The organism is Acinetobacter sp. UBA6720, assembly GCF_002454215.1.
Taxonomy (GTDB): Bacteria; Pseudomonadota; Gammaproteobacteria; order Pseudomonadales; family Moraxellaceae; genus Acinetobacter.
This window is the reverse complement of record NZ_DKIK01000186.1, coordinates 1,762-14,810: the sequence shown is the minus strand read 5'-3', so window position 1 is coordinate 14,810 and position 13,049 is coordinate 1,762. Positions and strand designations below refer to the sequence as shown.

12 protein-coding genes and 1 tRNA gene are annotated in these 13,049 nt (G+C 42.9%); 6 read left to right on the top strand and 7 right to left on the bottom strand.

Annotation, left to right across the window (positions count from 1 at the left end; translation table 11 throughout):
• The 5 genes from hisS to B4F08_RS15610 form a co-directional block, all read left to right on the top strand.
• Positions 1–1,057: histidine--tRNA ligase (hisS, locus tag B4F08_RS15630; protein WP_291375245.1), on the top strand; the 1,057-nt coding region annotated here is incomplete at its 5' end.
• A gap of 27 nt (positions 1,058–1,084) precedes the next feature.
• A complete protein-coding gene (locus tag B4F08_RS15625; protein ID WP_086210451.1) occupies positions 1,085–1,780 on the top strand; it encodes a YfgM family protein in 696 nt (231 codons plus the stop codon).
• Positions 1,780–2,925, top strand: a complete 1,146-nt coding sequence (gene bamB / locus B4F08_RS15620; protein WP_086210450.1) for an outer membrane protein assembly factor BamB — start codon at positions 1,780–1,782, stop codon at positions 2,923–2,925. Before B4F08_RS15625 ends, bamB begins: the two co-directional genes overlap by 1 nt.
• A 168-nt stretch (positions 2,926–3,093) precedes the next feature.
• Entirely contained in the window at positions 3,094–4,503 is a 1,410-nt protein-coding gene (gene der, locus B4F08_RS15615) for a ribosome biogenesis GTPase Der (RefSeq protein ID WP_110974653.1), read from the top strand.
• A 90-nt stretch (positions 4,504–4,593) separates the two neighbouring features.
• Complete coding sequence (locus B4F08_RS15610; RefSeq protein WP_291375244.1) at positions 4,594–5,268, top strand: 4'-phosphopantetheinyl transferase family protein; 675 nt, start codon at positions 4,594–4,596, stop codon at positions 5,266–5,268.
• A gap of 31 nt (positions 5,269–5,299) precedes the next feature.
• Here B4F08_RS15610 and secF read toward each other — a convergent pair whose 3' ends face one another.
• The 7 genes from secF to queA all read right to left on the bottom strand — a co-directional run bounded on the left by secF (position 5,300) and on the right by queA (position 12,779).
• Positions 5,300–6,271 (bottom strand): protein translocase subunit SecF, encoded by a 972-nt coding sequence (gene secF / locus B4F08_RS15605; RefSeq protein ID WP_110974654.1) that lies wholly within the window; start codon positions 6,269–6,271, stop codon positions 5,300–5,302.
• A gap of 12 nt (positions 6,272–6,283) precedes the next feature.
• Positions 6,284–8,185 carry a protein translocase subunit SecD gene (gene secD / locus B4F08_RS15600; RefSeq protein WP_086210447.1) on the bottom strand — a complete coding sequence of 634 codons (1,902 nt, stop codon included), beginning with the start codon at positions 8,183–8,185 and terminating at the stop codon, positions 6,284–6,286.
• 55 nt (positions 8,186–8,240) lie between these two features.
• Positions 8,241–8,570 carry a preprotein translocase subunit YajC gene (gene yajC / locus B4F08_RS15595; RefSeq protein WP_004697692.1) on the bottom strand — a complete coding sequence of 110 codons (330 nt, stop codon included), beginning with the start codon at positions 8,568–8,570 and terminating at the stop codon, positions 8,241–8,243.
• Positions 8,571–8,674: 104 nt separating this feature from the next.
• A complete protein-coding gene (gene tgt, locus B4F08_RS15590) occupies positions 8,675–9,805 on the bottom strand; it encodes a tRNA guanosine(34) transglycosylase Tgt (RefSeq protein ID WP_086210446.1) in 1,131 nt (376 codons plus the stop codon).
• 301 nt (positions 9,806–10,106) lie between these two features.
• On the bottom strand, positions 10,107–10,676 hold the full coding sequence (locus B4F08_RS15585) for a LemA family protein (protein WP_086210445.1): 570 nt from the start codon (positions 10,674–10,676) through the stop codon (positions 10,107–10,109).
• A 25-nt stretch (positions 10,677–10,701) separates the two neighbouring features.
• Complete coding sequence (locus B4F08_RS15580; protein WP_291375239.1) at positions 10,702–11,730, bottom strand: hypothetical protein; 1,029 nt, start codon at positions 11,728–11,730, stop codon at positions 10,702–10,704.
• Between the two features lie 8 nt (positions 11,731–11,738).
• Positions 11,739–12,779, bottom strand: coding sequence for a tRNA preQ1(34) S-adenosylmethionine ribosyltransferase-isomerase QueA (queA, locus tag B4F08_RS15575; protein ID WP_291375238.1), 1,041 nt, complete (start codon positions 12,777–12,779; stop codon positions 11,739–11,741).
• Between the two features lie 183 nt (positions 12,780–12,962).
• Between queA and B4F08_RS15570 the strand changes: the two genes are divergently transcribed.
• Positions 12,963–13,049: transfer RNA gene (locus B4F08_RS15570), tRNA-Leu, on the top strand.

Sequence of the window (13,049 nt, the reverse complement as noted above, 5' to 3'; positions counted from 1 at the left end):
TTTGCGTCCTGAAGGAACAGCAGGTTGTGTACGCGCCATGCTTGAGCATAACTTGCTTCGTGGTGCCACTCCTCGGGTTTGGTATATTGGCCCGATGTTTCGTTATGAAAAGCCACAAAAGGGTCGTTACCGTCAGTTCCACCAATTTGGCGTGGAAACCTTTGGTGTAGCAACCCCAGATATGGATGCTGAGCTGATTTTGATGACCGCACGTCTGTGGAAACGCATGGGTGTGGCAGACAAAGTTCAACTTGAATTGAATACTCTCGGTGAGTCTGATGAGCGTGCTGCTTATCGTGCGGCATTGGTTGAGTTTTTGGAATCACACAAGGGTAATTTGGATGAAGACTCACAGCGTCGTTTAACCACCAATCCACTGCGCATTCTTGACTCTAAAGATGCAAAAACTCAAGCCATTCTGGAAAATGCACCGAAGTTGCATGACTTTATGGGTGAGGAAACGTTGAATCACTTTGCAACCTTGCAGCAATATTTAACGGATGCAGGTGTAAGCTTTGTCATTAACCAGAAATTGGTGCGTGGCTTGGATTATTACAACAAAACCGTTTTTGAATGGACCACTACACATTTGGGTTCACAAGGCACGGTCTGTGCCGGTGGTCGTTATGATGGTCTAGTTGGACAGCTCAAAGGCAAAGCAGATCAGTCTGTGCCAGCCGTTGGTTTTGCAATGGGTATAGAGCGTTTATTATTGCTTCTTGAGCAAGTTGAAGATGCTACACCTGTACGTGACTGCGAAATGTTTTTGTTGGCAGATCCAGCGTCTCAAGGCAAAGCTTTAGTCCTTGCAGAGCAAATTCGCAATCAGTTGGATGCAGCATCGAGCACGATTCGTTTGAAAGTAGGCTCTCAGGGTTCAATGAAGTCACAGATGAAAAAAGCCGATCAGTCTGGCGCATTGTTTGCCCTCATTTTGGGTGAGCGTGAAGTGGAAGCTGCACAGTTTGCCGTAAAAGAGTTGGCAACAGCTGAACAAACTTTGGTTGCGGTGGATGACATCGTGCCATTTATGATTGAAAAATTTTCTTCAAAATAAGCCAAAATATAAGGAAAGGGTAGTCACATGAGCGCATTAAGTGATGAAGAACAACTTGATAGTTTAAAGTCTTTTACTAAGAAATATGGTTCAGCCATTATTAGTGGGATTTTAATTGCGCTGATTGCCTTTTTTGGATGGCAATACTGGCAGAAGAAGACTCTGGCCGAGAACCAAATGAACACGGCTAAAGTTCAGCAATTGATGGATGAAGCACGTGCAACGCAAGGTGATGCATTTACTGCCTTGTCAGCAACTGCGGATAAAATCGTAAAAGATGCACCAGATTCGGCTCAGGCCATTCAAACGCAATTGTTGATGGCAAAATTAGCTTATGACAAAGCAGATTATGCAAGTGCTGAAAAAGCGTTGAAAAAAGTTGAAAACTCGAAAGTCGATGACGATGGTTTAGTGCAAATTGTAAAACTACGCTTAGCGTATGCTCAATTGGCACAAAAGAAATTTGATGATTCAATTAAAACATTAGCGCAAGTGACTGATCCTGCTTTTAAAGCAACGGCTGATGAAGCTTTGGGTGATGTCTATGTGGCTAAAAATGATATCGACAATGCCAAAAAAGCCTACCAAAGTGCATGGGATCAGTTGGTTGAACGTAAACAAGAACGCCAAATTTTACAAATTAAACTCGAAAGTGTTGGTATTTTAGTTGATGATCCTGAAATCGAACGTCCAATCATAGAAACCGTTGCGGAAGAATCTTAATGAATAGAAAATACAAAATTTCGTGCGCATTAACCGTATTGACTTTGGCTCTTGCGGGTTGTGCAAGTAGTGGCAAAGTAGAAGAAGTTAAGCCGAATCCACTTCCAAAACTGACTCAAGCGAAAACGCTGACCCCTGTATTTTCTCAAAGTGTGTCTTCAACTTCGACAGCGGACCCTTTACGGTTACGTCTAGATGCAGACAATGGTGTGGTTTTTGCGCTTGATCCAAAAGGTGAAGTGACGGCTTATAAAGGCAAACAAAAACTTTGGCAGAAAGAAGTGTCTAAGGCTGGCTTAAGCTCAGGTGTGGAAGCGGCTGATGGTTATGTCATTGTGGGTAATGCTAAAGGCCAATTGTTTGCTTTAGACCAAGCGACAGGCGAGCAAAAATGGACAGCACAATTAACAGGGGCACTACTTGCGCCATCGTTGGTTCAAGCGGGGCGTGTGATTTCTGTCAGTAATGATGGAACCGTTTTTGCACATGATTTGGCGACAGGTCAACAAGTGTGGACCTATAACTTACCAAATGTTCAACTTAGCCTTCGTGGTAATGCGGCACCAGTGCCTGTTGATTCGCGCACAGTACTCATTTCTACTGCAAATGCCTATGTCTATGCTTTAGATGTAGTTACGGGTGTGCCACGAATGCAGCGTCGTGTAGCAGTGTCGGATGGTCGTTCGGACATTCAGCGTTTAAATGATATCGACGGTGACCCAGTAGTTGCAGGTCAGTATTTGATTACCACCAGTTATCAAGGTCAAGTCACTATGACGGATTTGGCTTCACAGCAAGTGGTATGGAGTGAAGATTCGAGTAGTACACAACGCCCTGAAGTGGTTGGCAATGGCGTATTTGTTGCACAGGCCGATGGTAAATTAGTGGCTTATGAAATTACGACGGGTCAAAAACTGTGGGAAAATGACAGTCTGCTGAATCGCCAATTGAGTAATCCTGTGATGTTAGGTCAAGACCTGATTGTGGGTGATCTAGATGGTGTATTGCACATGATTAACCCTGCAACAGGTGAATTGATTGGTCGTGCTAAGACTTCTGGTGAAGTGCGTACTTTACGTGTGATTGATGATCAACTTTATGTTGCAACACGAAAGGGTGCATTAAGCATTTGGCAGAATCGTTAATTCTGTTCGACTTATGTTAAACTAGTCGAAATTCGTATTTTTAAATTTCCTCGGGGTATTTGTTTAGACAAGACCCCGAGTTTTTATTCAGGTTTTTCACCTTATTTTTCTTCCAGTTTCTGATGTTCAGACCAGTCTTACTGGCTGATCTTGAATAAAGGTTAATCTATGAAACCCGTAATTGCGCTCATTGGCCGTCCGAACGTCGGAAAATCAACGCTATTCAATCAGATCACCAAGAGTCGTGACGCGCTTGTTGCTGACTTTGCTGGCCTGACGCGTGACCGTAAATATGGTGACGCTGTATATCAAAATAAGTCTTTCATTGTGGTTGATACAGGCGGTATCGGCGAAAATGAAGGGGGTATCGACTCTTACATGGCAGAACAGTCTAAAACAGCCATTAATGAGGCTGATATTATTGTTTTTGTGGTCGATGCTCGCGCAGGCTTGTTAGCCTCAGATGAACAAATTGCTCGCGAACTGCGTACATTAGGCAAAAAAGTTTTTTTGGTTGCCAATAAAGTCGATGGTGTACACGCTGAAGCAGCTTTGGTTGAGTTTTACAAACTCGGTATGGGTGAACCTCTGCAAGTGGCAGCAAGCCATGGTCGCGGTGTTCAGCAAATGCTGGAAGAAGTTCTACATGATGTGCCTGAAGATGAAAACCCAGACGAACATGATAAGCACACAGGTTTACGCCTAGCGATTATTGGTCGTCCGAATGTGGGTAAATCAACGTTAGTCAACCGTTTATTGGGTGAAGAGCGTGTGGTGGCATTTGACCAACCAGGAACCACCCGTGATTCAATCTATATTCCGTTTGAGCGTGATGGCCGTCAGTACACCTTAATTGACACAGCAGGTGTTCGTCGTAAAGGTAAGGTTGATGAAATGATTGAGAAATTCTCAATCGTGAAAACCTTACAAGCCATGAAAGATGCCCATGTGGTGGTCATAGTGGTTGATGCGCGAGAAGGTATTGTAGAACAAGACTTACACTTAATTGGCTATGCGCTTGAAGCAGGTCGAGCGATGGTGATTGCGATTAACAAATGGGACAATATGTCCGAGTATGATCGTAAGCAATGTAAGTTGGATGTAGAGCGCCGTTTTGACTTTATTCCTTGGGCGAAGATCCACCTGATTTCTGCTTTGCATGGTACGGGTGTTGGTGAAATGTATCCATCAATTCACCGTGCTTATGACTCATCGCATTTGAAAGTCTCGCCTGCGAAAATTACACAAATTTTAAATGATGCAACCGATGCGCATCAACCACCTATGGTACAAGGTCGTCGTATCAAGATGCGTTATGCACATATGGGTGGACAAAATCCACCAACCATCGTGATTCACGGCAACAAAGTCGACAAGACTCCACATGACTACCGCCGTTATTTGGAAAACGTATTCCGTAAAGTGTATAAGCTTGAGGGTACGCCAGTGCGTATTGAGTTTAAAACCTCTGAAAACCCATTTGAAGGACGTAAGTCGCAAGTGGATGAGCGTACAGCAGCGCGTAAGCGTCGTTATGTTCAGAAGTTTAAGAAAGCAGAGAAGAAATTCAAACGTTAATCAGGCATTAATGTTCTGATGTTGAAAAGCCCAAAGTGATCTTTGGGCTTTTTTATTTTATGATGCATGAAATGATGATAGGAAGGCAACGTGGCAAGGACAATACGTGTTGAGCTGAAAAAGATTAAGGACATTGTACAGGTGGATTACAATCTGTCACGTGTCGAGCAAATTGCACAGCGAAAACAAGCCATTTATCAATATCGCAATCAATCCTTATCTGAACAACGACAGATGATCGTTGATGATCATGCCATTGCACTGAGCGAGACAGGCAAACCCTATTGGGTTGATCAGCCTTCTTTTCATTTCAATCATAGTCACAGTCAAAATTACTATGCTTTAGCCATGAGTGAAAAAGTGGCTGATTTGGGCGTGGATGTTGAAGAGTTAAGTCGCAAAGTACGTTTTGGCGCTTTGGCTCAACATGCTTTTCATGTTGATGAACTTGAGCTATGGCAACAGATTGAGCAGGAAAAATCCTACTGGTTTAAAGTTTGGACCACCAAAGAAGCGGTGCTTAAAGCATCAGGTTTGGGTATTCGTTTAAACTTAAATGAACTGAATACCCAAGCACATCCAATGCATAATGGTGGCATGTGTAACCATCCGCTCATTGGTAGTTTCGCCTATCAAAATTTTGAGTTGGGAGATGTGATGTTGACTGTGGCATGGCGGGCAGAGCAGTCCTGCCGTGGCTATGCGTTGCCTCAGATTGAGTTGATACAACAGCTTCATACCGATATAAAAAAGCCTCTCGATTGAGAGGCTTTTCTTTTAACGTAGCTATATGAGTTTATGGAATTTCATTTTCTTCTTCAAACTCAGGCTTCACTTGTACAATGAAGTCTTGGCGGTTTAGACCACGCCATAAGGCAAAGGCTGTACCGATATAGATTGAAGAATAGGTACCCACAAAAACCCCGACAAACATCGCTACAGAGAACCATTTCAGACCATCACCACCGAGTAACATCATCGAGATCACCACCAGTAATAAAGTCATTGAGGTGTGAATGGTACGACGTAATGTTTCAGTCAATGCAATGTTAACGATTTCTAAAGGCGTTGCACCACGAATTTTACGGAAGTTTTCACGAATACGATCCGATACAACAATGTTGTCATTCAGTGAGAAGCCAATCAGGGCCAAAACAGCAGCTAAAACCGTTAAGTCAAACGGCCATTGCATCATGGCAAAAATACCGATGGTTACTACAACGTCATGGAACAATGATAGTACTGCACCCATTGCCAGTTTGAACTCAAAGCGAATGGTGACATAAACCAGCATCAGTAATAGAGCTAAACCCACAGCACCTGCTGAGCGAATATAGAGCTCATTACCCACTTGCCCACCGACGACATCAACTTTGTTGACAGAAGCCGAGTTACCTGGAAGCTGTACCGCTTGGGTAATGGTTTTGGTTAAGTCTTCTGCTGCTGTATCTTCTTGTACAGGCATACGTACAATTAAGTCACGATCCGAACCAATGGTTTGTACCACGGGATCATGAAAGCCAGCTTTGGTTAGTGCAGCAGAGACATCGGCTGACTTTACTGCCTTACTATAGTTCAATTCGGCTGAAATACCGCCAGTAAAGTCCAAACCTAAGTTAAGACCCTTGGTGAAAATGAAAAATAGGCTGCCAATCGTTAAAATAATAGAAAGAACGGCTGCAGGCAGCGCAATCTTCATAAAATTAATCACGCGATCGTCATCAGGACGGCCGTATTTTTTTGAAGTTTGTTGAGTCACATCAGTCATCGTCGATCTCCCTTATATGCTCAACTTTTTCAAGTTTCGTTTTTTGCCATAGATGAGCTGTACAATTGCACGTGTTACTGTGATTGCAGTAAACATTGAGCAGACAATACCGATCATTAAGGTTACAGCGAAGCCTTTAATTGGGCCTGTGCCGATAGCAAATAAGATAAACGCAACCAAGAATGTGGTTAAGTTTGAGTCGAGAATGGTGTTATAGGCACGATCATAACCCGCCACAATAGCTTGTTTGGGCGATGCTCCCCATTTCATTTCTTCACGTATTCGCTCACAGATGAGGACGTTGGCATCGACGGCCATACCAATGGTAATCACGATACCTGCAATACCCGGTAGGGTAAGAGAAGCGCCAATCCAAGACATGACGGTTAAAATCATGGCTAAGTTGAAGACCAAAGCAAAGTTTGCAATTAAACCAAATAGACGGAAGAAGACCACCATCCAAATCGCGACGAGTAAGAAACCGATTTGAGTTGATAGAACCCCTTTATCAATGTTTTCTTGACCGAGACTTGGACCAACGACACGTTCTTCTACAAAGTACATTGGTGCAGCAAGCGCACCTGCACGCAGCATCAATGCTAGCTCAGACGCCTCTTGAGGAGAATCTAAACCGGTGATACGGAATTGTGAGCCGAGTACTGCTTGAATGGTTGCAGCGTTAATCACTACAGATTCTGCATACGGGGTACGGACTTCTGTTTGCGCACCAGTGGTAGGATCGGTGATATAGCTAATACGTTGTTTATTTTCAATGAACAACACGGCCATACGCTTACCTACCGCATTACGGGTTGCATCGGACATCAGTTTGCCACCAGCTGTGTCTAAGGTAATGTTTACCTCAGCACCGCCCGTGTCTTGGCTAAAGCCACTTGATGCATTTTGAACGCGTTCACCCGTTAAAATACGATTACGGTTTAACAGTAATTCACGTCCGCTGTCCAAAGACTGATAGGCAAAAAGTTCAGTGCCTGGTGGAAGCGGTTGCCCATTACTCTTGCCAGTATATTGGTCAATGACTTGATCATTCTGGTCAGAGACCAAACGGAATTCTAAGTTTGCAGTACGCCCTAAAACACGTTTTGCTTCGGCTGTGTCTTGTACACCCGGGAGTTCAACCACGATGCGGTTATTGCCTTGGGTTTGTACCAAGGCTTCTGCCACACCTAACTCATTAATACGGTTACGTAAGGTGGTTAAGTTCTGGTTTACCGCATAAGACTGAATTTCTTGGCGACGAACGTCAGTATAGGTTAAACGTAAGGTTGAACCTGTCGCAGTTGCGACCGCTTGCTGATTAAACTCATTGCCATTGCTACGTAAGTAGTCTTGAGCAGTCGTGCGATCATCGTTGTTCGCAAACTGAATGGTAATCGTGTTGTTGTTTAATCCAAGACTGTTAAATTTAATCTTGTTGTCACGGAACTGTCGACGTAAGTCTGTCGCAGAAGTTTCCATGCGCTGAGAAATTGCTTTATCCATATCCACTTCTAACAAGAAGTGAACACCACCACGTAAATCCAGACCGAGCTTCATTGGTTTTGCACCAATTTTTTGTAGCCACTCTGGTGTTGTTGGTGCCAAGTTTAGTGCGACAACATAGTCATCACCAAGCCCACGACGTAGCGCCTCTTTGGCTTTTAATTGTGCTTCGCTAGAGTCAAGACGTAACAGTGCAGCATTATTACTAAAGCTGTTGTCATGGCTTGAGATACTTTCAGATTTTAAAATCTGCTCTGCTTTTTGTACGATGCTTTGGTCAATTTGGGTACCAGCTTTGGCACCAGAAATTTGAACCGCAGGTTCATCCGGATACAAACTAGGCAGGGCATATAATGTACTGATAATCAAAACCACGATAATCAGTAGATATTTCCATGCTGGGTAACGCATTCGTTTTCTTCTTAAAATGAAAAAAGTCGTGCGGATGCACGACTAATTTTTTTGATTAAAGGTTATTTAATGTGCCTTCAGGAAGAACTGAAATCACACTTGCGCGTTGGATTTTTACGTCTACACCACGGCTCAGTTCAACCACAGCGAAGTCGCCTTCGAGTTTAGTGATTTTACCCATGAGGCCACCAGCAAAAACAACTTCACTGCCTACACCAAGACTTTCAACCAAAGAACGGTGCTCTTTTGCACGTTTAGCTTGAGGGCGCCAAATTAAAAAGTAGAAGATGGCAATAAAAACAGCAATCATCAACAAGTTTGCGACCATACTTGGTTGTTGTGCAGCTTCACCCGCTGCGTGAGCTGTAGAAATAAAAAGGCTCATTTCAAATTCCTAAACTAAAAAAACGGTGATCAACGAATTGATCATAAATAGACTTGTTCTGCAATTTACCTTGTCTTTTTACCAAGCGCAAATGCTCACAACAATTAATCTTGGGGGCAAGGTGGAACTTCTAAACCACGACGTGCATAAAAATCTTCAACAAAGGCATCAAAGCGATCATTATCCAATGCGTCACGAATGTCTTGAGTGAAACGTTGGTAATAACGTAAGTTGTGAATAGTACCCAGCATTGAACCTAGCATCTCACCACATTTTTCCAAATGGAATAAATAAGCACGGGTAAAGTTGGTACAGGTATAACAGTCACAGTGTGGATCTAGCGGACTTTGATCATGACGGTATTTACTGTTACGGATACGGACTAAACCGTCGGTCACAAAATAATGTCCATTTCGGGCATTACGGGTAGGCATGACACAGTCAAACATGTCGACACCACGGCGGATGCCTTCCACGATGTCTTCAGGTTTACCGACACCCATCAGGTAGCGCGGTTTGTCTGCTGGCATTTTCGCAGGAAGATAATCCAGTACTTTGATCATTTCTTCTTTTGGTTCACCGACAGATAGGCCACCAATGGCATAGCCGTCAAAACCAACTTCAAGTAAGCCTTTTAATGACTCATCACGTAAGTCTTCATACATGCCACCTTGAATGATACCAAACAGCGCATTTTTATTTTCAAGCACATCATGATGTTGAGTCTTACAACGCTTTGCCCAACGCAATGACAGTTGTAGCGACTTTTGTGCTTCTTCATGCGTTGCAGGATATGGGGTGCACTCGTCAAAAATCATTACGATGTCTGAGTTCAGTGTGTGTTGGATGTCCATTGAGATTTCAGGAGACAAAAACACTTTAGAGCCATCAATTGGAGAGCGGAAAGTCACACCGTCTTCTTTAATTTTACGCATTGCACCGAGGCTGAAAACTTGGAAGCCGCCTGAATCGGTCAAAATGGGTTTATCCCACTTCATAAATTGATGCAGACCGCCGTGTTCTTTAATCACTTCAAGGCCAGGGCGCAGGTAAAGGTGGAAGGTGTTGCCTAAAATAATTTGCGCTTTGATGTCTTCAATGTCACGTGGGAGCATGCCTTTGACTGTACCATAAGTACCGACAGGCATGAACACAGGGGTTTCCACCACACCATGCTCTAAAGTTAAACGACCACGACGGGCGCGACCCGACTGACCTAATTTTTCAAACTTCATAAAAAATCCTAAACAAGAGCAAAGCACCGCTTGACTTGCAGTGCAAGAGCGAAAAAACAGTTCGCCGCTAAAAGGAGGCTATTTTCCTTGATTATGCAAATAAACACCAGTGTTGTAACACTTTTAAAGCAAAGCTTTTCTGTACGAAATAGTATGCGGTGACAACGGTTTTAATTTGAATGTGTTGTCGGGGTGGAGATAGATTGTATCAAGCGGTAGTTGTCAGCAGTGCAGTCAGCGTAGAGGTTAAAAAGGCACTCATTTAAAGTGCCTTTAAGCAAATATCGGTGTAATCACCCTGCTAATTAAAGTTTGGGCGGTAATCAAAATTTTGTAGCGCAACTGAGTCACGGAACGGACGGACCGCTTTTTTGCCGACAGTCATGGTGTTGACAATGTTGTTTGGAAAAATTTGAATATGATTGTTAAACAGTTCGACATTGCGGTTAAAGATGCTGATCGCAGCACCGACATTTTCGTTTTGTTCCTCAATTTCATTCATCATTTTGAGATAAATATCATTGGCTTTGAGCTCAGGATAATTTTCGACCACGACATTAAGGCTACGCATTAGTTCTTGGTTTAAAGCTTCAATACGCTGTAATTGATTGACATCCGTATTGTTCAAGTTCAGGTTAAGAATGTTCTGACGGAGTTCAGTGACTTTTTCCAAGGTGCCTTTTTCAAAACTGGAATATTGTTCGACTAAAGGTTCTAGCCCATCCAAAATTTTGATCTTTTGACGTTCATAAGTAGCTACATCTGACCATGCGCGAATGGTTGCATTGTGGTGTCTGACAATATTATTACGAATGACAATCACGCCAAACACGATTGCAATAATAATCAAGAAGAAAATCAATAGCCCCATACGACCCTCTAACGGCAAAATATCATTATTTTAAAAATTGCGTTAGATCGGATTCTAAACGCTCTAGATAAGGTAATTTAAAAGTACGTAAGTGTCCACGCAATGTCGAAATGTCATTGATTTTTTTTGCTTTACTGGATATTTCAAACAGGTCTTGCGGGCTGATATAGCACAAAATATTTTTTTCAGGATGAAAGAGTAAATCACCTTCACGTGATTGGAAGAAGTCAGCGACACGTAATACAAAAGCAGGTGATAGCAGTTTAGCCATGTGCATTTGGTCGGCACCAAAAAATTTGAGCCTTTGGTTGATTTGAATGTCACTGCTATGCCACGGAAAGCTATAAGGATAATAAAATTTTTTATTGTATGCTGTGATGGCAATCCCTTGAGTCGGTACATCAAACACAAAACATCCCCATAAGTCTTTGTGCACTTCTTTGACTTTCATTTCATTGCCATCTTTGTCTCGCACCCGAATTTCATCGACAAAGTGATATTGAAATAATAAGACCTGATGTTGTTGTCCGTCCTCATCCTGCCAAATCGTGCTGGCATAGTAGGGAATATCATTACTGATGGTTCCTTGGTTAAAGATCGGAAACAATTGTTTGAGTTGTGGGATAAAATACGCAGGTTGTAGCGGAACACCAATGTACTGCGGTGGTGTGAACTCATTGAGCTGATATTTTTTATGAATAATTTGCTTTTCGAGGTGGTCTATGACTTCCTCAAGGGCATCATCCTGTTCATAGCTTAAATAGGCCCAAAGCAAGCAAGCTAAGCCAAATAAAAAGCTAAATAATGTCCAAATATGTTGTCCTGCAAAAAACACAGGCACAATAAAAAAAATGCCGATTATTCCCAGTAGAATGGGCAACACATTTTCAAATTTAAGGGTAATCGGTGCTTTCCATGGATGCAACCGATCCAAGATTTCTTGGGCAGTGTCCGCACTCCGAGCAATGTCCCAAAGCCTGTCGATATTATCAAACACGACCTGATTCTTTTTACGTCGAATATGAATAGAATGTTTGATCGTATCGAGAGGCATGGTTCTTCTTATTTGGGTTGAAGTTGGTCGACTAACATGGCATCGCCATAACTAAAGAAGCGGTACTGGTTTGCAACTGCATGTTGATAAGCCATCAAAATATTATCACGATTTGACAGCGCTGAAACCAACATCAAGAGAGTCGATTCAGGCAGATGGAAGTTGGTGATAAGACGATCCACCACTTTGAACTCATAACCTGGGTAGATAAAAATTTGGGTATCTCCAGTCCAAGCTTTCAGTTCACCATCATGTGCCTGCGCTGCACTTTCAACCGCACGTGTCGCTGTCGTTCCGACAGAAATGACTTTATTACCACGCGCTTTGGTTTGACGAATAAGCTCAACTGAATGCTCAGGAACATCACACCATTCACTATGCATAATGTGATTGGCAATGTCATCGGTACGTACAGGCAGAAAGGTGCCTGCACCCACGTGTAAAGTGACAAACGTTTTTTGAATGCCTTTAGCTGCAAGCTGATCTAACAGTTTTTGATCGAAGTGTAGACTTGCGGTCGGTGCCGCGACACTGGCTAACTTGGTAGGATCATTAAATACTGTTTGATAGCGCTCGGTATCAATCGCTTCGGCTTCGCGGTTAAAGTACGGCGGAATGGGTAGTTGGCCGTATAAATCCAAAACATTGAGAATTGGCTGCGAAAACTCCACAATAAATAAATTTTCATGACGACCTTGTACCGTGACTTTAACAGCATCTGGGCCAATAAAAAGTTCAGCTCCCGCTTTGGGGGTGTTGCTGGCTTTGATGTGACAGTGTGCAATAAATGCATCTTGCATGCGTTCGACCAGAACTTCGACTGCACCACCACTAGCACGCTTACCTTTGAGACGTGCTTTCATCACTTTGGTGTCATTGAGCACCAATAAATCGCCTTCATTGAGTAATTCGAGAATATCGGTAAATTGGTGGTCGTGGTATCGACCTTGTGCATCGAGGTGTAAAAGACGAGAAGCACTGCGCGTGTTTAAAGGATAACGAGCAATGAGTTCATCGGGGAGGTCAAAATTAAAATCAGAAAGTTGCATGATGGAAAAGCAGCGTCAAAATAGAGGATATAAAATTGGCGCTAGTATATGCTTTTTTGGGCATGAACGCTGATATTGCACAAATATAAAGCTAAAAAAGCACATGTGACTTAAAAATAGACAATTGTCATCAACTTACGTTGACAAGTTTTTCAAAAAGTTTAATATACGCATCAACACCTTCCCGAGGTGGTGAAATTGGTAGACGCGGCGGACTCAAAATCCGCTGTCAGAGATGACGTGTCGGTTCGAGTCCGACCCTCGGGACCA